This window comes from Nonomuraea sp. NEAU-A123, assembly GCF_018603905.1.
In the GTDB taxonomy this organism is placed as follows: Bacteria; Actinomycetota; Actinomycetes; order Streptosporangiales; family Streptosporangiaceae; genus Nonomuraea.
The window spans coordinates 1-20154 of record NZ_JAHFZZ010000027.1; the positions used below are offsets into that span (position 1 = coordinate 1).

Consider the following 20154-nt stretch of genomic DNA (forward strand, 5'->3'; position numbering starts at 1 on the left):
GCAGCACCGCGAGCAGGACGAACCGCGCCAACCGTGGTGACTCGATCCGCGCCGGGGGCTCGGCGATCGTGGTGGCGCGGTAGGCGCCGGCGGTCTCCCGCACCTCCGCCAAGGTCCGCCGGGCGAGGCCGATGCCCTCGCGGATGTCCTGCCGGGCCTCCACCGGCTCTTCCCGGCCCGCTTTCCGCATCCGGAACGCGATCGCCCGCAGCTTCCCGCCCAGGATGTTCCGCAGCTCGCCGTCCAGCCGCAGGCGTTCCCTGACCAGCGCCAGCCGGGCCAGTTCGCCCCGGGTGTCGTGCAGCCGCCGCGCCGTCCCGACGAGCGCGGCCAGGCTGAACACGATGAGACCGTCGTCCGCCGTGACGATCATGAACCAGACCGTGTCGTAGACCCCATACCCGAGCAGGGCGGCGGTCGCGCCGGTGGCGGTCAGGACAAGGGCGAACAGCGGCCAGGCCAGCCGCGCCGGGAGCACGCACAGCACACCGGCCGCCACCGTCCACGGCATCCAATCCCACCCCGCCCCGACCACGAGGAAGGGCAGCAGGTAGAGCAGCACCAACGCCGACAGAAGCCCATACCGGACGGCCGGCCGCCAGCCTCGCGCCACGATCGCGATCAGCGGCGGATAGGACGCCATCGTCAGCAGAAACGCGAGCGGGGCGGCGTCGCGCCCCACCCCGCTCATCGTGCGGATGTAGAACAGGATGCCGAACGACGCCCACAGCATGCCGCCGGCGAGCCGCAGCGGGAGGTCGTCAGCGGTCCGCGCCACTCAGCTCTCCCGATGAACCGTGCAAAATGCATGCCCGCCTGGTTACAGGGACACTATCGGCGCTTTCCCGGCCACTGCCACCCTTTACCTGGGAAATCACCCACGTGATCGTCACGACCTCCGTTCACCGGTGTCGTGGCCGTACAAGAGTAGGAAATCCGAGCTGATGGAACCCACCGAGATTCTGCCGATCATCGCGATCGTGTCGCTGGTCACGGTCGAGTTCGGCGGGCACGCGCTGCTGCGCTTCGTCACCACCGATCACCAGAAGCTGGGCGAGTTTCGCGAGCGGTTCTTCCGAGCCGGCCACGCGCACGCCGGGGTGTTGCTGCTGCTGTCCCTGGTCTACCTGCTCTACCTGCCCCGTGCCGGCTTCTCCGCCGGCCTGGAATGGCTGGCCGGCGGGGCGCTGCTGGCGGGGGTGCTGGCGCAATCGGGTGGGTTCTTCCTGCACCTGGCCGTCGGCGAGCAGGGTGCCCGCTCGTCCGGCACGATGCTCACGCGAGTCGGGGGCCTGCTCCTCGCCGTCGCGCTGATCACCCTGGCCGTCGGCCTCATCGGTGCCGCATAAACCTCGCAAGTTGATGACCTTGATGGGAGACATGATGATCTTAGTGACGGGCGCCACCGGAAATATCGGCTCGCAACTGGTGACCGCTCTGACCCAGGCCGGGCAGCAGGTGCGCGCGCTGGTACGCGACCCGAAGGCGGTCACAATGCCCCCGGGCGTCCAGCTCGTCACCGGCGATCTGAACCAGCCCGACAGCCTGGCCGATGCCCTGGTCGGCGTGCGGGGCGTGTTCCTGCTGCCGGGATATGCGGACATGCCCGGATTACTGGCCCGCATACGCCAAGCCGGGGTGCAACGGGTCGTGCTGCTGACGAGCGGCTCGGCCGCGCAAGCGGACATGAACAATGCGGTCTCCCGCTTCATGGCGCTCTCCGAGCGCGCCGCGCGGGAGGCGGATGTGCCCTGGACGTTCCTGCGGCCCAGGGCGTTCATGTCCAACGCGCTGCGCTGGCTGCCACAGCTTCGGACCGGCGACCTGGTGCGCGTACCGTTCGCCGGGGTGGCGGCCGCCGCCATCGACCCCGCCGACATCGCGGCCGTCGCGGCCCTGGCGCTGACGAGTGATGGATATGAGGGCCGGATCTACGAGCTGACCGGCCCGGACTCGCTGCTGCCCGCCGACCAGATCGCCGTGCTGGCCAAGGTACTGGGCAGGGACCTGCGCTGCGAGGGGCTCCCGAACGAGGAGGCTCGGGCTCAGATGGAGGCGAGCATGCCGGTCGAGTACGTCGACGCCTTCTTCAGCTTCTACGTCGACGGCACGCTCGACGAGTCGCAGGTCCTGCCGACCGTGCAAGAGGTGACCGGACACCCGCCCCGCACCTTCGAACAGTGGGCGGAGACACACGCCGACGCCTTCCGCTGACCTCGGCCGGGACTCGAAAGGAGCGGTCATGGAGCCGGACAGCCGTGACGCGGGACCGTCGGCACCGCTCATGTCGGCGATCGTGACGGAGCATTTCGTGCTGCAATCGGCGGCCAGCACGACGGTCAGCGAGGCGCTCGGGCGTTCGTCGCTGTACCTGTCGGCGTTGTCCAGCAGTCTGATCGCGTTGGGGTTCGCCTCGCAGACGCCCGGCCTGTTGCTGCCGTTCGCCGCCGCCGCGTTGCCGACGGTCTTTGTGCTGGGCGTGTTCACCACGGCACGGCTCGTCGACACAGGGGTGCAGAACGTGGCGTACCTGAGCAGCATCGCGCGCATCCGCGGCTACTACCGCCAGCTCGACCCTGAGGCGGCGCGCTACTTCGCCAGTTGGGGCGCGGGTGAAGGGGAGACCGACGATGCGCTCGGGTCGCTGGCGGTCAAAGCGGGCCCGATGGCCGGGCTCTTCACCGCCGCCAGCATGATCGCCATCATCAACGGCGTCCTGGCCGGCGTCTGCCTCGCCCTGCTGACCTACTACCTAATGACAGACCATCACCTGCCGGCCGCCCTGGCCGTCGGGCTCCTCACCGCCGCCGCCGGCCTGACCGTGTTCTTCCGGTATCAGCACCAGCGCTACCTGAGGGTTCAGCACTGAGCGACGCGCCGGTGGTCAGTCCCGTTCGGGCACGGCCATCTCGCCGAGGAGGGACCAGTCGTCCTGCGGCACGGTCGCGTTCACGATGCGCGGCGTCTCGGCGAGATACGGCGGCAGGGTCTGCTGGGCCTTCCTGAAGTGCTCCGACTGGACGTGCGCCGCCCCGGCCTCGCCGTCGCGGAACGCCTCGACCAGCACGTACTCGGTCGGATCCGCCAGACTGCGCGACCAGTCGAACCACAGGCAGCCAGGCTCGTCGCGGGTCGCCTGGGTGAATTCGCCCGCGATCTCAGGGAACCGGTCGGCGTGGTCGGGCAGAACGCGGAACTTCGCGGTGATGAAGATCATAAGGCCATTCTCTCGTGCGGTCGGCTGACGTCAAAGCAGGCATTGACGTCAGCCGGCGGCACGAGCTCTAGCTAAACGTCACTTCACCAGGCGAACCGTCAGGGGATAGCGGAACGGGTTCTCCGACAGCGCCGAAATGCCACCGGCGATGGACAGAACGACCGCCGCCACCCAGATGACCGGGATGAGCACCACCCCGATCACGGTGAACGGCAACAGGAACGTCGCCCCCACCACGGTGAGCTGGAAGTTCAGCGCCTCCAACGCGTGCCGTCGGATGTACGGCGAGGTCTTGCCGCCCGTCAGCAGCAGGATCAACGGCCCGACGATCGGGAACCCGACCAGCGTCAGCAGATGAGCCGCCGAAGCCCCGAGCCGTTCATTACTCTCCGTCGGCGCCTCACGCCGAACCGGCGCGGGCATCGGCCGGATCCTGGGGACGGCGCTCGCGCCGTACAGCTCCGCCATGATGGGCATCAGATCACCGTGCGTACGCGCGGTCATCGCCCGATCCAACCGGTCATCGAACTCGATCTTGTCGAATCGGCCCTCCGCGTAAGCGGCCTGAACGTGCTCGACCACGTGCTCACGGTCCTGGTTGGTGACGCGCAGATGAGCGGGCGGCACCTGTCCCGGGCCCGGGGGTGTGGGTACCCCAGCCATAACAGCCATGCCTCTCCTTAGAATCGGGCAGTCACCATCCATACTGACCGCCGCACGTCATCGTGGCCATCCGGAGAATCCCCGAGGTGTCCCCTAGATCACCCCGACGCGCGCGGCCGTTTGACGGTATAAAAAGGACTCATGAGATGGCGAGACCGCTACGGCATTCGGCGGCTGCGCGGTTCCAAAATCGCGAAGTTCGACCGGGAAGCCACTGACGCCGATATCGAAGCTCTCATCGCCTTCGCCAAATCACGGCGAGGCGTCGAGTTCTTCGTCGAACCCGAAACCTTCGCGACGGACACCACGGCCGTCGCCGTGGCCGACGACGGCGAGTGGACCCGCCGCCGGGTCGGCTCCCCCGCCGTGATCCACAAGGTCGCCCGAGACCTCGCCCTGCCGGTGTACGACGTCCAGATCATGGGCTATCCACCACGGATGCGCGCGTACAACGAACGGCGGCGACGCGAGGAGAATCTGTAGCCGTCGGTGCTACGCCGACCATCGCGGCGCGCGGCTCCGTCATCGCGTCTCCACCCGGTTGGCGCCGGCCAGCACGTCCCGCACCGAGGACCATCCGGCGAGCGTGTTCCGTACGTCCGCCCGGGTCTCCTCCCCTAGCGCCTGCGCGTGGGCCCGCTCGAGCACGTCGTCCAGGCGCTCGGGCCGGCCGCTCGTCGCCGACCGCACCGCCGCCTCCACCATCGCCAGGCTCATCACGTTCTCGTGCACCTCGCCGGACGGCGGCTCCCCGGTCCGGAGCGCCCGCACGAACACCTGCAGAGCGCCGGCGATCCCGGAGTACGGCGAGCCGGCCGGTTCACCGGCCGCCACCTCGGCGTCGAGGACCGGCTCGTGGTCGCCGTCCCAGAGCGCGGTGCCCTTCTCGCCGCTGACCCGCCAGCTCCCGTTCCACGACGTGATGTCGCCGGGACTGCACCAGCTTCCGTTGTAGACGTAGCGGGTGCCGCCCTCCATCTCGAACACCACGGCCGCGTTGGCGTCCCCGGCGAACCAACTCCACGGCGGGTTGTACGACTGGCAGTACGCCGTCACCGGCTCGGCCCGGAGCAGGAAACGCGCCGAGTCGAAGGCGTGGATCGCCATGTCGACGAGCAGCGGGTAGGCCATCAGATCGCGAAACCCGCCGAACCGCTCGGACCGGAAGAACTCCGTGCTCACCGTCCCGATCGCGCCGAGCCGCGCGATCATCCCCCGCAGCACGGCGAGCTGCGGGTTCCAGCGGCGGGACTGGCTGACCATGAACAGTTCGCCGGTGACCTCCGCCGCGGCGGCCATGGACAGCGCCCGGCTGACGTTCTCCGCGACCGGTTTCTCACCGAGCACCGGCAGGCCGGCGAACAACGCTGCGGTGGTCACCGGGTGGTGCGCCTCGGGGACGGTCACGTTGATCAGCGCCTGGGCGCCGGTCTGCCGGGCGAGCGCGACGGCGTCCGTGCCGACCGGAAGGTCCGGCAGGCCGGCGCCGTCGGCCGACGCGCGGGCCAGCGCCACGTCCAGGTCGGCGATGCCGGTGAGCGTCACCTCGGGCGAGTCGGCAACAGTGGCCAGCCAGGCCCGGCCCATGCTGCCGGCGCCGACGATGACCACCCGGAGCGGATCCGCCGGGCTGGAGGGGATCGTCCGGAAGCTCACTGGAGCGGTCCGGTGTAGTCCTGGCCCTGGAAGAACTCCCCGGTCGCGTACCGCAGGAGCACGGGATGGCTCCGTTCCGGCCGATCGGTGCGGGCCCAGGCGACGCCGTTCGCGATGACCCGGCGTACGTCCTTGTGGTGGTAGGTGGGGTACGCCTGGTCCCCCGGCCGGAAGTAGAAGATCTTGCCGTGGCCGCGGCGGAACGTGCAGCCGCTGCGGAACACCTCCCCGCCGCTGAACGAGCTGACGAACACGAGCTCGTCCGGTGCCGGGATGTCGAAGAACTCCCCGTACATCTCGTCCTCTTCGATGATCAGCGGGTGCGGCACGCCCTTGGCGATGGGATGCGTGGGGTCGACCGTCCAGATGAGCTCACGGTCGTGCTCGTCGCGCCAGCGCAGTGTGCAACTCGTCCCCATCAGCTTGGTGAAGATCTTCGACCAGTGCCCGGAGTGCAGCACGACGAGTCCCATCCCGGACAGCACATGCCGGTGGACGCGCTCGACGACCTCGTCGCTGACCTCGTCGTGCGCCGCGTGCCCCCACCAGGTGAGCACGTCGGTGCCGGCCAGCACCTCCTCGGTCAGGCCGTGCTCCGGGTCGTCGAGGGTCGCCGTGCGGACGACGCAGCCGTCGCCGAGGTTCTCCTCGATGCCCTCCGCGATCGTCGTGTGCATGCCCTTCGGATAGATCTTCGCCACGTGCTCCTCGATCTGCTCGTGGCGGTTCTCGCCCCACACCGTCACACGCAGCGGGCCGGCCGTTCCGTTTGTCATGTCGAACCTTTTCTGCTGGGGGTTGCTGGATTCACTTGACGGCGCCGGCCGTCGTTCCCGCGGCGACGTAGCGCTGGGCGACGACGAGCAGGACGATGGCCGGGATGGAGGCGAGCACGGCGGTGGCCATGACCGAGCTCCAGTCGTTTACATATGTCCCGATGTAGGTGTAGAGCCCGAGCGTCACCGGGCGCACGTCCTCGGTCGTGGTGAGGGTGAGGGCGAACAGGAAGTCCGCCCAGGAGAAGAGGAAGGTGAACAGGGCCGCGGTGATGAGCGCGTTGCGGCTCATCGGCAGCACGATGGAGATGAACGTCCGGACGTGGCCGGCCCCGTCGACCCGGCCGGCCTCCAGGACCGCCCGCGGGATGTTGGTCATGAACGCGCGGACGATCAGGATCGCGAACGGGATGCCCGCGGTCGAGTCGGCGAGGATCAGGCCCGGGATCGAGTTGAGCAGTCCCAGGTCGTTGTAGGCGGTGTAGAGCGCGTTCGCGATGACGATCCCCGGGATCATCTGCGAGATCAGGATCCCGAAGAGGAACGCGCCCACGAAGCGGACCTTGAACTGCGCCAGCGCGTACGCCGCCGGCATCGCGATCAGCAGGCTGAACACGACCGAGCCGAGGGCGACGACCAGGCTCGTGACCAGGTTGCGGCCCTGCTGGCCGAGCGCGGTGGCGTAGCCGTTGAAGCTGAGGTCGAACGGCAGCCACGGGGTGCCGACCGCCGAGCCGCTCGGCTGCAGCGAGACGTTGACCATCCAATAGATCGGGAACAGCAGAACGGCGAGGATGACGATCCCGGCGACGGTGCTGCCCCAACCGGCCCGAGTGTGCCTTGTGATGGTGGTCATGACGGCCTCACTCGTCCACGGCACGCCGGTTGGCGCGCAGGTAGAAGATGGCGAACACCAGGGAGATCGCGATCAGGATGTTGCCGAGCGCGGCGCCCTGACCGAAGTCGAACTGCTGGAACGACAGGTGGTACGACTGCGTCGCGATGGTCTGGCTGGCGTTGGCCGGGCCGCCGCCGGTCAGCGCCAGGATCACGTCCAGCACCTTGATCGTGTAGACCACCCCGAGCACCAGCACGACGCTCACCACCGGGCGCAGCAACGGCCAGGTCACATACCGGAACCGGTGCCAGCTGCTCGCCCCGTCCAGCGCGGCCGCCTCGTACAGGTCCTCCGGGATGTCCTGGAGCCCTCCGTAGAGGATGGTCAGGTTGAACGGGATGCCGATCCAGATGTTCACCAGGATCACCGCCACCAGGGCCAGTGAGGTGCTGGTCAGCCAGCCGGGGTGGTCGGTCGCCACCCCGATGGCGGCCAGGAACCGGTTGAGCGCGCCGTTGTCCTTGTCGAGGATCCACCGCCAGACCGCGCCGGAGACGATCAGCGGGATCAGCCACGGCAGCAGCATCAACGACCGGAGCACACCGTTGAGCGGAAAGCGGCGCCGGAAGAACATCGCCAGGGCCAGACCGATGACGAACTGCGCGGCGATCGAGCCCGCGGTGAACAGGACGGTGTTCAGCATGGCCTTGCCGAACACCGGGGAGGACACCACCGCGGAGTAGTTGGCGAACCCGACCCACGGCGCCTCGCCGGTGTAGAAGGTGCTCGTCGAGTACTCCTGGAAGGCCATCACGAAGTTCTTGACGATCGGGTAGCCGAAGAAGGCCACCATGTAGATCACGGCCGGGGCCAGGAACAGCACCTGCGCGGCGCGGTTCTGGAAGTGGTGCGACTGCCAGAAGCGGGGTCCGGCAACGGTCCCGTCGCCCGCCACGGTCGCCGGCGGTGGTGGATCTGTCTGACGTTCCCTTGTGGACTGTTGTGGGTGCTCAACCATTCTGGGCCGTTTCCAGGGCCTTGGCCGGTGTGGCCTGGCCGGTCAGCGCGGACTGGAACGCGGTGTAGATCTTCGTGGCCGCCTTCGGCCAGTCCGCGCCGAGTTCACCGGTGCGGGCCCGTGCGGTCGGGATCTGGTCGACGAAACCGGCCATGTTCGGGTTGCTCGAGCTGAACTTCGCCAGCAGCGCCGTCTTGGTGGGGATGGTCTGGGTGTCCTTGGCGAGGCTGAGCTGGTTGTCGTCCGAGTTGAGACAGGCGATGACCTTGGCGGCCTTGGCCTGCTTGTCCTTGTTCCCGGTCTGCGGCACGGCCCACGTCTCACCGCCGAGCGGCGCGACGACCGGTTTGCCCGCGACCGGTGCCGGGATCTGCGCCACCTCGTACTTGACGCTCTTGTCCTCGTCCAACGCGGGGAACTGCCACGGCCCGTTGATCGCCATCGCGGCCTTACCCGCCCGGAACTGGTCGTTGACGTCCGCCTGGGTCCAGTTGAGAGCGGACTTCGACACCGAGCCGTCGTTCATCAGGTCGACCCACAACTGCACTGCCTGCGCGGTCTGCGGCGTCGCGATGTTCTTCTCGTCGCCACCGTTGGACCACATGAACGGCAGGAACTGCCAGGTGCCCTCGTAGTTCGCCGGTGCCGAGAACGCCAGCCCGTACGTGCCGCCCGAGGTCAGCTTCTTGGCCGCCGTCTTCAGCTCCGCCCAGGTCGTCGGCGGGGTCACGCCCGCCTTGGCGAGCAAATCCTTGTTGTAGAACAGCCCGATGGTGTTGGTGATCGGCTGCAGGCCGTAGAGCTTGCCCTTGTACGTCGAGGCGTTGACCACGCCTTCCACGTACCCGTCGGCCTTGAGCCCGAGGTCGTTCAGCGGGGTGAGGGCGCCGCTCTGGGCGATCTGCTGCAGATCGGGGTTGTCCAGCATCAGGACGTCCGGGAGGGTCCGCGAGGACGCCTGCTGGAGCACCTTCTGGATCAGGGTCGCGCCGGGCACCGCCTCGCGCTGGATGGTGACACCGGCCTGCTTGCCGCAGGCATCGATGGCCTTCTGCCAGACCGTCTTGCTCGGCTCGTTGTTGTAGTAGTCGAGCACCCGCAGAGTCGAGGAGTCGCCGCCGCTGTTCGAGCCGCCACCGTTCGAGCCGCCACCGCAGGCGGTGAGTGCGAGGGGCAGGGTGAGCATCGAGGCGAGCGCGGCCTGGGCTCGGCGGGATCGGGGGGAGCGGATCATGTCGTGTCCTTTCGGATACGGAAGGTTGTCCGGGGTGGATCGGGTCATCGTCGATACGTATCGACTGCGGTCATGTGCGAGTTCGTCGATACGCATCGACGACGCGCATCGTGGGCCGGTGGCCGAGGCCACCGGCGATCAGTTGGAGGGAGTGGGCATCACGGTCGTACGACGGGTGAGTCGTGGCGCGACCAGGTCGATCGCGGGACGTTCCACCCCGGAAGTTGGATCGAGTAACCAGAACAGCGTCTCCATCGCGCGCCGCGAGACGTCGCGCGGTTCGCCGGAGACATTCGTGTACGGCGGATCGGACTGCTCGGCCTCACGGTCGGTACTGAGTCCGATGAGGGAGATGTCACGGCCAGGCACGACGTCCCGCTTCCGCAGCGCGTTCAGCAGCGGCACGATCGTGTCGCTGTGCGGCACCACCACTCCGAGACGCCCGCCGGTCCGCCGGGCGAGGAGCTGATCGGCCACCTTCGCGATGGCCTCTCGTCCACGCTCGACCGGTTCGATCACCGTCAGCGGAAGGCCGCGCACCTGCCCATGCTCCCGCACCGATCGCAGAACGCGGACGACGAAGTTCAGGCCACGTTCCATCGCCGCGGCCGTATAACCCACCACGACGATCTCGTCGTGCCCGGTGTCGGCCAGCTCGTCGACGGCCATCCGGGCCGCCGCCTCGAAGTCGAGGTCGACGCAGTGCAGCCCGGCCGGGTCGGCCGGCACACCGATGAGCACCACCGGAACGGACAGCGCGGCGGCCACCGGGACCCGTTCGTCCTGCTCCTCGATGTCCATCATGATGATCGCGTCGCACAGGGCCCGTCCGGCGAGGCGCCGCAGACCCGCGGAGCCCTCGTCCGCGGTCACGAGCAGAACGTCGTGATCGTGGGCGCGGGCCGAGCTGGCGATGGTCTCGATGAACGGCAGCAACCCGAAGGTCTCGCCCCCGACCCCGAAGCGCACGACCAGACCGACCACCTGGGTACGACGCCCCGCGAGAGCCCGGGCACCGGAGTGCGGCTCGTAGGTGAGCTGTGCCATCGCGTCAAGGACCCGCCGCCGCGTGGGCTCGGAGATGGGTCGCTTGCCGGTCATCACATAGGACACGGTGCTCTGCGAGACACCGGCGATACGCGCGACGTCCTTGCTGGTGAACGCCGCCATGACACCTCCCTGGAGGAAATCGTCGATACGTATCAATGGCAAGTGCCGACAGGCTACGACGGCGGTCGTCCGACCACAAGACATCTCCCGGAAACATTTCCGCGAGCCCGCCGCGTGATCATGATGATCGGGGAGTCGTGCGCCGGGAGGACCTGTGCCACCTTCGCCGCCTGACCGACGCCGGCCCCGGCGCCAGCCAGGCGGCGCCGTCGGCCCCGGCCCGGCGTCGGCGTCGGCCCCGGCCCGGCGTCGGCGTCGGCGTCGGCGTCGGCCGGGCGGCGCCTTCGCCCACCTGGCAGGCCCTGATCACCGAGCTGGCGCCTCGCCGGGAACTCGCCGCCGCGACCCGAGGCGCTGGAAGGCAACGGACATCAGAGCCATGCCGTGACACTCGCGGGTCTGACCAACGACGTCCGCGACGACCGGCCGGTCACCCTCGACACCCACATCGACCAGCTCGGGTATATCGGCCGTTGGCACAGGGCGCGACGGGAACGCACTTGCATCGGGCACCGCCCGCGTTTACCCATGAATGCAGGAGACCGATCACGCCTTCTATTTCAGTGAACGGGTGACCACTTTCACGGGACAGGCAATGTTACGCGCCATTCGCCCTGGTCGCGCGGCATGTGCGGCCATTTCAGCAATCGCCGGTTGATCTTCATGGCGAACCCGGCACATGCGGACGTAGGACGGCTCATATTATTCGCCGACACAGCTTTCTCCCAGACGACGACCAACATCAGAGGATCCCGACTGTGCCCAGCAGCGTCGCACAAGTACGCCGCCCCCGTGGCTTCGCGGACAGCAAGCGGAAACCATCCCAGGAGTCCTCGCCCCTCGAGACAGGCACGTGCTACACCCGGCCCAGATCCGCCAGATTCGAGTCCATCCCGCCGGACCCGCATCATCTGGCAGTGCAGACATACCCCGGCCTCGCCAAGGCTGCTCCCACCCTCGCTGGCACCACCCGGATGAAGCTGCCCTCAACTCCATTAACCTGCCGCGACCGGCCAGAGGGCAGAGGTCTTTCGCCCCCCTCGAACGCAACATCTCATGGCGCAACCGGTCAAGCTCGAAGGCCCTCCATGGCTCACCCTTCTATGCTTGATAGTGACAGCACAATATAGGTGCCCGACTTTACCGGATCGGCTTGGAACGCCTTTTCCATCCCTGGCTCCAGCTGTGCCCCGAGTGAATCTATATCGTCCACGCGGCTAAGTACTGCGGTCGTTCCACTCCAGCGACTCGACGTCATGATGACAGTGACATCAGTATAGCTACTCACGCTCCATCCCCGTTGCTGCAGACGGCCGCGCGCCACGCTAAGCGCTTTGGTGAAATCGGAAGCGCCAACGTCGAGCACCAAAATCTCTACGACTTGCACAGTTTGTGCATAGATTGGATCCGCAGTGGTCCGCATAACGATGCGGCCAAGACCTCGTACTTCATTGATCACGGCGGGATCTACTTTGATCACCGTCAGATCCCCGGAGAACCATGACGCCTCGCAGCCTGAAACTGCAACTAACATACATAGTATCGCTAATAGGCGCCTGGTCATCTAGATGACATCCCTCTCGCCGCGTGGCGACGGTCTTACCCGCCACCCCATATTTTCCAGTACTCCCTGGAAGCCTCGTAGGCCAATCCACCTTGATACTTAGAATTCACACCGCTTCAGCAACACATTCCCATCCGGGGAGGCTCGGGGAGATACACGGTGCACGAGGCTCCCTAGCCTTCTGAGGCAACAGCCCGATGCAGGGAAGGCTCGGCATCTTATCTGTGCCGAGCCTTCCGGTCTGCCGCACAGCAGAGGTCACATCAGCGACCAACACGGGAAGGCGTCACCCATTCACACCCGCACCACACGTTCAGGTGGAACTGCATGTATAAACTCCCACCGTCAGGACGATCTGGTGCAAGAACCCTTGATAGCAGCATAAGACGATCTAGACCTTTGATCCTGGCGCCTCGTATGGTCACCGTATGACGACTGTGCTCTGCGTACCACAATGGCAAGGCTCGGCATCCAGCAAGGCGCCGCAACTGATGACCGGTGCCCGCCGCGCCGCCGAACTCGTTCCGGCCGACGCGGTGGTGACCGTGCCGGTGCTTGAGACCAGCGGGGACAAGGCGGCCGGGATCCGCGCGTTCGACGCGCTCGTTGAGAACCAACGGCTGACGCACAAGGCATTGGCCGCCATCGACGACCGAGTGATCACCATCGGCGGCGACTGCGCGGTCGACATCCCACCGATCGCCGCTGCCCACGCCCGCTATGGCGACGCCTTGACGGTGCTGTGGATCGACGCGCACCCGGACGTCTACAGCCCGCAGACCCTGCCATCGGGCGCCTTCCACGGAATGGTGGTGCGGGCACTGCTCGGAGACGGGCCGGCCGCCCTCACACCGGAACACCCGCTGACACCACGGCAGGTGATCATCGCCGGAGAGCGGGCAGGCGACGTGTCCGAGCACGAATACCTCGCGAAAACCGGCCTGCGCAGATACGGCGTCGGGGACCTGGAGCGCGCGTTCGACGGCCTGCGCGGCCCCGTGTACGTACACATCGACCTGGACGTCCTGGAACCCACCACCTTCGGCGCAACCTGCTACCCAGAGCCGAACGGCATACAGCCACAGCGACTGATCGACCTCCTCTCCCAGTTGGACGACATCATCGGCGCAGCCATCACCGAACACGCGCCATCCAGCGGCGACGTCAACCCCGACGAGGCCGACGTGATCCGCCGGCTGGGCGCCGCGCTGACACACTGACGGTCGGCATGTCCTCGCCCAGCCGGTGCATACCGTCCAGATCTTGGGCAATCCGCCTCGGATGCGCGCGTACAACCAACGCCGCCTCGGATGCGCGCGTACAACCAACGGCGGCGACGCGAGGAGAACCAGCAGGCCAAGCCGTGCGGCTTAACGAGGAACGACTTGCGCCCTGACGCCGGGGAGGTCGTCGAATGCGGCTGACGAGTCCATCGTGATCACCGTTCTCGCGGTGGTCGCGGCCGTCGCAGCGATCAGCAGATCGTACGCTCCCCGCTTCTTTCCCTCTCGCCGAACATGCGCCATCAGGCGAGCATGAACCCTGGCGATGTCCATCGTGTATTCCTCAACCGGAATCAGCGCAAGAACCTCATCCACAAAAGCCTGTCGATTGGGGCGGCGTGCCGCATCGGCCATCTCCACACCGACGAGCAACCTAGCCACGGTGATGGCGGCGATCGCCACATCGTCGGCGTCTCCGATCACCCTGTCCACAGACGCCTTGCCTCGCTCCGCGGCGATGAGCACACCCGTGTCGAGGATCAGACGTCGGGCCACGTGTTCCTCATCTCGTCGTCGACCGTCTCCCGGGCGGCCGCCACATCGCCCTCGAAGTCGGCGTCCAGCGTCCCCGCACTTCTAGCCAAGAAGGCCTTGACCAACCGCCCTGGCGCAGCGGGCGCGGGACCGATCACCGCAATCCGCTTTCCACCGCGAGTAACCATGATTGTTTCACCTCTTTCTGCTTCGTCCAGAACCATCGCGAAGCTCCGAGACGCCTCGGTAGCAGTCATCACCTTCATGAAGTCAGATTATCTGATTTTCGGGCTGGGGTTGAGGTGGGTCAGGCGGCTGTTTCGTGGTCTTCGTCGAGGATGTTGATCAGGGGGATCAGCCAGCCCGCGTGGACGGGGCCCATTGCGGTGTCCAGTTCGGATGGGGTGGGGAGGCGGTCGAGCAGGGTGGCCGGGGACAGGAGTTGCTGGAGGGCGTGCATGAGGAGGTTGGCCATCGAGTAGCTGGGGTCGGTGGTCAGGGCGCGTTCGAGGGCGATGGTGGCCAGGACGCTGTCGCCGGTGCGCCAGGAGGCCATGGCCAGCAGGGATGCCACCGGTGGGATGAAGCGTGGTTCCAGGCGGCGGGTGAGGTCTTTCCAGAGGGTGGCGTGGGTGTCGCGGGCGAGGGTCCAGGCTTCGTCGCGGATTCTGATCACCGCCAGGTCCAGGCCGAGTCTGGCCGCTTCCGCGTCGTCCAGGCGGCCGCCCGCGGTGTGGGTGGCCAGGGCGGCGCGGACTCTGATGATGCCCCGGGCGACGAACTGCTGGGCGAACGCGTTCACGTCCGTGGCCTCCATCAGCCTGGTGCGTAGGTCGGCGACCGCCTCTGCTGTGGCGCGGCGCATCGCGACCCGGATGGGGCCGGTGATGGGGGCGATGGTGCGTTCCAGGCTCTGGCGGTTGGGGAGGGCTACCAGGCCGTGGACGGTCGCCTCGGCGGCGATCTGACTGGTCGAGGGGTCGTACGGGGTGCCCTCGGGTGGGCAGCAGCGCGGGGTGTCGCAGATGTAGGACCAGTAGCGGCCGTCTTCTGCTCGTAGTGCCTCGTCCACGCCGACGCCTGACCTGGCGGCCAGGTGGCGGGCCTCGTCCACGGCCGGGGTGACCCGGTCTCCGGGGCCGTAGCCGATCACGATGATGTGGGTGATGGCCTCCCGCTCGAACAGCGCGGCCAACGGGTCGAGCGTGCCCGGCGGGAAGGGCAGGGGCCAGCGGGTCGCTACCTTGGCCTGGCCTTGGGCGAGGCCGAGCACGATCAGGCTGTCAACCGGGTGGAAGCCCACGAGGTACGGCACGGCGGCCAGGACGTCGGTGGGGCTGGTCAGGGTCAGGCAGGGCTCGGAGGCGTTGGTCGTCATGAGGCATGAGGGTGCCTGGGCGGAGGGGGTCCGCGAAGCGCCGAACCGCGTTCTGGGGATGACGGGGTGAAGGTGGAGCCAGGTTGTGGACGACCGCGTCGCGTGGTCGTGGTCAAACAGCGGTGCAGGCCGGTGCGGACCGGCGGTCAGTGTCGAGGCTGTGAAGTCAGGGAGCGGTCGTTGGGACCAGGCGGTTGCGGACGAACAGGGCCGCCCCCGCCACCCCCGCCGGCATCGCGATGACCGCCACGAACGGCACCAGGAACAGCAAGAACACCACCACCCCGAACCCCAAAGCCCCCGCCTTGTTCCCCCGCAACAGCGCGAACCGCTCCTTACGCCCCATCCCCCGCCGCTCCAACGCCAGCGTGGTCAGCTCCACCGTCAGAAAGAACCCGGAGACCATAGCCCCCAACACCGGCGCCACCGTCTGCCCGACCACCGGCACGAACCCCAGAAAGAACAGCGGCACGGTGAAAAGCAGCACATACCCCAACGTCACCAGACTGTCCCGCAGAGACCGGGGCAAGGTCCGCCACCACGGCTGCTCCACCGCCCCCGGCAGCGGATCCACCGTGGCGGACAACTTCTCGTAGAACGGCTCCCCGATCGCCAGCGTGAGCGCCGTGAAGGTCAGCACCGCCAGCGCCAACCCGCCGAGGACCAGCGCGATCGCGATCATCGTCCGGAAGAGATCCCGCCACCCCCACGTGTCAGCGAATGGCGTAAGAAATTCCGCCATATCCGTTGCGTTCGTGCCGAGGAAGATCAGCGTCCCCACGTACACCGCGAAAGCGAGCAGAGCCGGGATCAGCCCGAACAGCCACCACCGGCCGTGCTTGGCGACCCAGCCCACACCTTGCAGGAAGAAGCCGACACCCGCCATGAAGTCGCGCACTGATCGCATGCCCGGCAGGCTAACGCCAGAAGGACGTCACCGTGTAGCCCAGTTCGCCGAACAGGTTGCGGAGCAGCGGCAGCGAGATGCCGAGCACGTTGCCGTGGTCGCCCTCGATGCCGTCGACGAACCAGCCGCCCCGACCCTCGATGCTGAACGCCCCGGCCAGGCCGAGCGGCTCGCCGGTGTCGGCGTAGGCGGCGATCTCCTCGTCGGACGGCATGCCGAAGTGGATCACGGTGGTGGACACCTCGGCCACCTGCCGACCGGCGGGTACGTCGATGACGCAGTGGCCGGTCACCAGGCGTCCGGTCCGGCCGCGCATGACCCGCCAGCGCTCGGCCACCTCCTCGGACGTCGCCGGCTTGCCGTACGGCCTGCCGTCGAGCTCGAGGATCGAGTCGCAGCCGATGACCAGTCCCTCCTCGAGCCCGCTCGCGACCGCGGACGCCTTGGCCTTGGCGAGCTCGAGGGCGAGCGCCGCGGGCGAGTAGGCGGAGTATGACTCCTCGTCGACACCGCTGACGATCACCTTGGGGTCGAGTCCGGCGCTGCGGAGCAGGGCCAGCCGGGCGGGGGACGCTGAGGCCAGGACGATCACCGCACCAGCTTACCGTTCACCGATCGAGGTTCGGCTGCCCGGGTGTGTCCATGGCGTCGTTGTCGAAGATGGTGGCAAGCAGGTATCTCAGCTCGTCGGGCAGCCCGGCGTCCTCCTGCTTCAGGGCTTCGGCGACGGCCTCGGTGCCCATTCTCCCGCGGGTCGCCCGTACGGCCAGCAACGACATGATCATGGGCGCGACCAGCGGCAGCAGCCTCATGATCGAGCTGGAGCCGACCCCTGCCAACCGGGACAGTCCCTCGGCCGCCTGCTCGGTGCCCTGCCCACCGAGCACGTGCCCTAGGATGCTCTGCCCGTCACGCGACAGCGACGCCACGTCGCCGTTGAACGGGTCCGCGTCCACATGGTCGTCCAGCGCGCCGCGCAGCGCCTCCGCGCCGTCCAGGTGCGCGGCGTTGCGCGCCAGGCCGCCCACGATCGTTCCGGACACCAACGTGAGCACGCTGTGGGCCGTGGCGATATCGGTACCGAGCAGCCCGGCGACCTCCTCCAGCCCGGCATCGCCGAGCTCTGAGAGAAGCTCGTCGTTGAGTGTCACATCGGAGACGTTCCCAGCGTGGCGTCTAGCTACGTTCCGGCCTTGTCCAAGGTCCCGGAAAGCCCGGCGGCGGCGTAGGCGCTGGCCTCGTCGAGCGTCTCGTGCTCCAGCAGGGCGGCGACGATGGCGTCGAGTTTGTCGCGGTTGTCGCCGAGGACGCGCAGGGCGCGTTCGTAGCACTCGTCGACGATCCGCCGCGCCTCCTCGTCCACGGTGGCGAGCATGGCGGGCGATGCCTGCGGGGGCTGGCCGTCGTTGGGCAGGATGGTCAGCGGTCCGACCTTCTCCGACATGCCCCAGCGCCCGACCATGCCGCGGGCGATCATCGTGACCTGCTCCAGGTCGTTCTCGGCGCCGGTGGTGATGACGCCGAACACGACCTGCTCGGCCGCCATGCCGCCGAGCGCGCCGGTGATGCGCCCGCGCAGATACTGCTCGTCGTACGCGTAACGGTCGGAGTCGGGCGTGGACAGCGTGACGCCGAGCGCCCGCCCGCGCGGGATGATCGAGATCTTCCTGACCGGGTCGGCGCCCGGCTGCAGCATGCCCAGCAGCGCGTGGCCGGCCTCGTGGAAGGCGGTCCTGGTGCGCTCCTCCTCCGGCATCACGATGCTGCGCGCCGCGCCGAGCTGCAGCTTCTCCAGCGCGTCGGCGAAGTCGGCGATGCCGACCTTCTCCTTGCCGCGCTTGGCGGCGAGCAGCGCGGCCTCGTTGACGAGGTTCGCCAGGTCGGCGCCGGTCATGCCGGGCGTGGTCTTGGCGATCTGGTCGAGGCTGACCTCGCCGTCGAGCGGCACGCTCCTGCTGTGTACGGCCAGGATCGCGGTACGGCCGGCGGCGTCGGGCAGCCCTACCTGGACCGTGCGGTCGAATCGGCCCGGCCGCAGCAGGGCCTGGTCGAGGATCTCGGGCCGGTTCGTGGCCCCGATGACGATGACGCCCTCGACTCCGGAGAAGCCGTCCATCTCGGTGAGGATCTGGTTGAGCGTCTGCTCACGCTCGTCGTGCCCGCCGATGCCACCGGCGCCGCCCCTGGACCGGCCGACGGCGTCGATCTCGTCGATGAACACGATCGAGGGGGCGACCTTGCGCGCCTCCTCGAACAGGTCGCGCACCCGTGACGCGCCCACGCCGACGATCATCTCGATGAACTCCGACGCGCTGGCCGAGAAGAACGGCACGTTCGCCTCACCGGCCACGGCGCGGGCCAGCAGCGTCTTGCCGGTGCCGGGAGGGCCAGCGAGGAGGACGCCCTTGGGCAGCTTGGCGCCGAGCCTGCGGTATTTGTCGGGGTCCTTCAGGTAGTCGACGATCTCGACGAGCTCGTTCTCGACCTCGTCGATGCCCGCCACATCCTCGAACGTGGCCCGCACCTGGCCCGCCTCGACCGGTTTGGCCGCCTTGGACTTGCCGAGGCCGCCCAGCCCGCCGCCGCCCATCATGCTGGCGCCGCGGCGCATGATCCAGATCCAGAGCCCGGCCAGCAGCAGCACGGGGAGCAGGGAGAGCAGCAGGTTGACGAAGAAACCGCGCCCGCCGTTGATCGGGTCGGCCTTGATGTTGACCCCGGAGCTCTCCAACTGCTGGTAGAGCTGGTCGTTGTTGGCGAAGGCGGGGATCTCGGTCTTGAACTTCGTGTACGACTTGTTGCCGCTGTCGGGGTCCTTGGCCGCGGCCCGCAGATCGCCCTCGACCGAGAGGCCGGTCGCGTAGATGTCCTTGACGTTCTTCGACGTCACCTGCTTGGTGAACTCGGTGTAGGACACGGTCTCGACAGAGCCGGTGTCGAAGAAGGACGAGACCAGGAAGAACGCCGCGTAGACGACGAGCAGCGTGATGACGAAGCGCCACCAGTTGATCTTCGGGCGACCGCCGTTCGAGCCGGGTAGCCCTTCCGCCCGCCAGGGCGGCTTGGGCTTCTCCCTGTCAGGCGCCTGCGGCTTACCCGAGCGCTTGTCAGGTGCCTGTGGCTGACCTGAACGTTCCACGGCGTCACTCCCCCATATCGCCGCACCATGATCTTCTAGCCTAGAACACGCACCCCGGAAACCACGCGCGTGATGTCACGCCACCTGTTCCGCTGTGAGTCCGGCACTGTCACGAACGCCAGCCCCGGCTTGGCCATTCCCCCGTCGAGCACGACCACGGCCGCCCGGGAGACGTGCTTGCCGTACCGCACCTGATAGACGAGCAGCCAGCCGCCGCCCTTGGCCCGCTGGGAGGCCAGCCAGCGGATCCGCGCGCCCTTGGGGTGGTGGTTGAGCGTCCAGCGGGCGGCGAGCAGCGCGGTGTCGCGCACCGACTTCTGCGCCTCGATCGGGAGCGGGCAGGTGACGAGCATGCCCCGCTGGTTCGAGCCACGCCGCAGCGGGAGCACCTGCTTGCTGGTGAACGGCGCCGCCCGGTGTGCCTTCCACGGCTTGGCGAGCCTGGGTACGGCCAGTCCGGTGCGCCGGTCCTGGAACACCCGCTTGCCGGGCTTGGCCATCGCCACCCGCCCGGGCTTCTTCGGCAGCTTGGGGAGCCTGGGGTCGGCGTACAGGGCCTCCATGGCCGTGTACCCGGGCGCCAGCGACGAGCCGGGAGAGGGCGTCGTCCGGGGAGCGGGCACCGCGGTCGCGGAATCAGCCGTCGAAGGCGACGCCGACGGCTCGGCCGAGGCGGAAGGGGCGGGTCCGGACGAGGCCGGCACGGTCGATGGCGCGGCAACCGGCCGTGCGGCGACCTCGTCCGGCCGCGGCGGGAGCAGCATGACCAGCGTGACAGCGACGACCGCCACCGCGGTCGCCACTGCGAGCCCCCGGTATACATCCCGCATCCGCATA

Annotated in this window: 23 protein-coding genes; 5 read left to right on the forward strand and 18 right to left on the reverse strand. The window is 68.0% G+C overall.

Annotated features, from left to right (window positions below; translation table 11 throughout):
• Positions 1–778 (reverse strand): hypothetical protein (locus KLK06_RS49460; RefSeq protein ID WP_214642762.1); only part of this gene is annotated, 778 nt, incomplete at its 3' end.
• Positions 779–944: 166 nt separating this feature from the next.
• Here KLK06_RS49460 and KLK06_RS49465 point away from each other — a divergent pair.
• Genes KLK06_RS49465 through KLK06_RS49475 form a run of 3 tightly spaced genes read left to right on the forward strand, consistent with a single transcriptional unit; the run spans position 945 to position 2869 of the window.
• The gene (locus KLK06_RS49465; RefSeq protein WP_214642764.1) at positions 945–1349 is read left to right on the forward strand and encodes a hypothetical protein; all 405 of its coding nucleotides are present in this window, start codon (positions 945–947) and stop codon (positions 1347–1349) included.
• Between the two features lie 31 nt (positions 1350–1380).
• Positions 1381–2214, forward strand: coding sequence for an NmrA family NAD(P)-binding protein (locus tag KLK06_RS49470; RefSeq protein WP_214642768.1), 834 nt, complete (start codon positions 1381–1383; stop codon positions 2212–2214).
• A gap of 28 nt (positions 2215–2242) precedes the next feature.
• On the forward strand, positions 2243–2869 hold the full coding sequence (locus KLK06_RS49475; RefSeq protein ID WP_214642770.1) for a hypothetical protein: 627 nt from the start codon (positions 2243–2245) through the stop codon (positions 2867–2869).
• A 15-nt stretch (positions 2870–2884) separates the two neighbouring features.
• On the opposite strand, the gene KLK06_RS49480 is transcribed toward KLK06_RS49475, so the two are convergent.
• Both KLK06_RS49480 and KLK06_RS49485 read right to left on the reverse strand, forming a co-directional pair.
• Positions 2885–3217 carry a putative quinol monooxygenase gene (locus KLK06_RS49480; RefSeq protein ID WP_214642772.1) on the reverse strand — a complete coding sequence of 111 codons (333 nt, stop codon included), beginning with the start codon at positions 3215–3217 and terminating at the stop codon, positions 2885–2887.
• 78 nt (positions 3218–3295) lie between these two features.
• Entirely contained in the window at positions 3296–3889 is a 594-nt protein-coding gene (locus KLK06_RS49485) for a DUF1707 and DUF4870 domain-containing protein (RefSeq protein ID WP_250907266.1), read from the reverse strand.
• Positions 3890–4021: 132 nt separating this feature from the next.
• Between KLK06_RS49485 and KLK06_RS49490 the strand changes: the two genes are divergently transcribed.
• The gene (locus KLK06_RS49490) at positions 4022–4363 is read left to right on the forward strand and encodes a hypothetical protein (RefSeq protein ID WP_214642774.1); all 342 of its coding nucleotides are present in this window, start codon (positions 4022–4024) and stop codon (positions 4361–4363) included.
• Between the two features lie 39 nt (positions 4364–4402).
• On the opposite strand, the gene KLK06_RS49495 is transcribed toward KLK06_RS49490, so the two are convergent.
• The 7 genes from KLK06_RS49495 to KLK06_RS49525 form a co-directional block, all read right to left on the reverse strand.
• Entirely contained in the window at positions 4403–5536 is a 1134-nt protein-coding gene (locus KLK06_RS49495; RefSeq protein ID WP_214642776.1) for a Gfo/Idh/MocA family protein, read from the reverse strand.
• On the reverse strand, positions 5533–6312 hold the full coding sequence (locus tag KLK06_RS49500) for a ThuA domain-containing protein (RefSeq protein WP_214642777.1): 780 nt from the start codon (positions 6310–6312) through the stop codon (positions 5533–5535). Before KLK06_RS49500 ends, KLK06_RS49495 begins: the two co-directional genes overlap by 4 nt.
• A 31-nt stretch (positions 6313–6343) precedes the next feature.
• On the reverse strand, positions 6344–7168 hold the full coding sequence (locus tag KLK06_RS49505; protein WP_214642779.1) for a carbohydrate ABC transporter permease: 825 nt from the start codon (positions 7166–7168) through the stop codon (positions 6344–6346).
• Between the two features lie 7 nt (positions 7169–7175).
• Positions 7176–8105: a sugar ABC transporter permease gene (locus KLK06_RS49510; protein WP_308168793.1), complete on the reverse strand. Its 930-nt coding sequence runs from the start codon at positions 8103–8105 to the stop codon at positions 7176–7178.
• A 55-nt stretch (positions 8106–8160) separates the two neighbouring features.
• Entirely contained in the window at positions 8161–9402 is a 1242-nt protein-coding gene (locus tag KLK06_RS49515) for a sugar ABC transporter substrate-binding protein (protein ID WP_214642783.1), read from the reverse strand.
• 138 nt (positions 9403–9540) lie between these two features.
• Complete coding sequence (locus KLK06_RS49520) at positions 9541–10572, reverse strand: LacI family DNA-binding transcriptional regulator (RefSeq protein ID WP_214642784.1); 1032 nt, start codon at positions 10570–10572, stop codon at positions 9541–9543.
• A 1093-nt stretch (positions 10573–11665) separates the two neighbouring features.
• Entirely contained in the window at positions 11666–12052 is a 387-nt protein-coding gene (locus KLK06_RS49525; RefSeq protein WP_214642786.1) for a hypothetical protein, read from the reverse strand.
• Positions 12053–12564: 512 nt separating this feature from the next.
• Between KLK06_RS49525 and KLK06_RS49530 the strand changes: the two genes are divergently transcribed.
• Entirely contained in the window at positions 12565–13356 is a 792-nt protein-coding gene (locus tag KLK06_RS49530) for an arginase family protein (protein WP_214642789.1), read from the forward strand.
• Between the two features lie 150 nt (positions 13357–13506).
• Here KLK06_RS49530 and KLK06_RS49535 read toward each other — a convergent pair whose 3' ends face one another.
• The 8 genes from KLK06_RS49535 to KLK06_RS49570 form a co-directional block, all read right to left on the reverse strand.
• Positions 13507–13914 carry a PIN domain-containing protein gene (locus KLK06_RS49535; protein ID WP_214642791.1) on the reverse strand — a complete coding sequence of 136 codons (408 nt, stop codon included), beginning with the start codon at positions 13912–13914 and terminating at the stop codon, positions 13507–13509.
• Positions 13899–14159 (reverse strand): type II toxin-antitoxin system Phd/YefM family antitoxin, encoded by a 261-nt coding sequence (locus KLK06_RS49540; RefSeq protein WP_214642793.1) that lies wholly within the window; start codon positions 14157–14159, stop codon positions 13899–13901. Before KLK06_RS49540 ends, KLK06_RS49535 begins: the two co-directional genes overlap by 16 nt.
• A gap of 41 nt (positions 14160–14200) precedes the next feature.
• Positions 14201–15271, reverse strand: a complete 1071-nt coding sequence (locus KLK06_RS49545; RefSeq protein WP_214642795.1) for a DUF4192 domain-containing protein — start codon at positions 15269–15271, stop codon at positions 14201–14203.
• Positions 15272–15437: 166 nt separating this feature from the next.
• On the reverse strand, positions 15438–16178 hold the full coding sequence (locus KLK06_RS49550) for an EI24 domain-containing protein (RefSeq protein WP_214642797.1): 741 nt from the start codon (positions 16176–16178) through the stop codon (positions 15438–15440).
• 10 nt (positions 16179–16188) lie between these two features.
• On the reverse strand, positions 16189–16770 hold the full coding sequence (locus tag KLK06_RS49555) for a nucleoside triphosphate pyrophosphatase (protein WP_214642799.1): 582 nt from the start codon (positions 16768–16770) through the stop codon (positions 16189–16191).
• A gap of 16 nt (positions 16771–16786) precedes the next feature.
• Positions 16787–17329, reverse strand: coding sequence for a DUF937 domain-containing protein (locus KLK06_RS49560; RefSeq protein WP_214642801.1), 543 nt, complete (start codon positions 17327–17329; stop codon positions 16787–16789).
• Between the two features lie 29 nt (positions 17330–17358).
• Entirely contained in the window at positions 17359–19317 is a 1959-nt protein-coding gene (gene ftsH / locus KLK06_RS49565) for an ATP-dependent zinc metalloprotease FtsH (protein WP_214642803.1), read from the reverse strand.
• A 35-nt stretch (positions 19318–19352) separates the two neighbouring features.
• Positions 19353–20147 carry a hypothetical protein gene (locus tag KLK06_RS49570; protein WP_214642805.1) on the reverse strand — a complete coding sequence of 265 codons (795 nt, stop codon included), beginning with the start codon at positions 20145–20147 and terminating at the stop codon, positions 19353–19355.
• Positions 20148–20154: the final 7 nt, after the last annotated feature.

Excerpts from the sequence above, each read along its gene's own strand:
- KLK06_RS49465 (WP_214642764.1), top strand. The coding sequence starts at position 945 with ATGGAACCCACCGAGATTCTGCCGATCATCGCGATCGTGTCGCTGGTC.
- KLK06_RS49470 (WP_214642768.1), top strand. The coding sequence starts at position 1,381 with ATGATGATCTTAGTGACGGGCGCCACCGGAAATATCGGCTCGCAACTG.
- KLK06_RS49475 (WP_214642770.1), top strand. The coding sequence starts at position 2,243 with ATGGAGCCGGACAGCCGTGACGCGGGACCGTCGGCACCGCTCATGTCG.
- KLK06_RS49480 (WP_214642772.1), bottom strand. The coding sequence starts at position 3,217 with ATGATCTTCATCACCGCGAAGTTCCGCGTTCTGCCCGACCACGCCGAC.
- KLK06_RS49485 (WP_250907266.1), bottom strand. The coding sequence starts at position 3,889 with ATGGCTGTTATGGCTGGGGTACCCACACCCCCGGGCCCGGGACAGGTG.
- KLK06_RS49490 (WP_214642774.1), top strand. The coding sequence starts at position 4,022 with ATGAGATGGCGAGACCGCTACGGCATTCGGCGGCTGCGCGGTTCCAAA.
- KLK06_RS49500 (WP_214642777.1), bottom strand. The coding sequence starts at position 6,312 with ATGACAAACGGAACGGCCGGCCCGCTGCGTGTGACGGTGTGGGGCGAG.
- KLK06_RS49505 (WP_214642779.1), bottom strand. The coding sequence starts at position 7,168 with ATGACCACCATCACAAGGCACACTCGGGCCGGTTGGGGCAGCACCGTC.
- KLK06_RS49515 (WP_214642783.1), bottom strand. The coding sequence starts at position 9,402 with ATGATCCGCTCCCCCCGATCCCGCCGAGCCCAGGCCGCGCTCGCCTCG.
- KLK06_RS49520 (WP_214642784.1), bottom strand. The coding sequence starts at position 10,572 with ATGGCGGCGTTCACCAGCAAGGACGTCGCGCGTATCGCCGGTGTCTCG.
- KLK06_RS49530 (WP_214642789.1), top strand. The coding sequence starts at position 12,565 with ATGACGACTGTGCTCTGCGTACCACAATGGCAAGGCTCGGCATCCAGC.
- KLK06_RS49540 (WP_214642793.1), bottom strand. The coding sequence starts at position 14,159 with ATGAAGGTGATGACTGCTACCGAGGCGTCTCGGAGCTTCGCGATGGTT.
- KLK06_RS49545 (WP_214642795.1), bottom strand. The coding sequence starts at position 15,271 with ATGACGACCAACGCCTCCGAGCCCTGCCTGACCCTGACCAGCCCCACC.
- KLK06_RS49550 (WP_214642797.1), bottom strand. The coding sequence starts at position 16,178 with ATGCGATCAGTGCGCGACTTCATGGCGGGTGTCGGCTTCTTCCTGCAA.
- KLK06_RS49570 (WP_214642805.1), bottom strand. The coding sequence starts at position 20,147 with ATGCGGGATGTATACCGGGGGCTCGCAGTGGCGACCGCGGTGGCGGTC.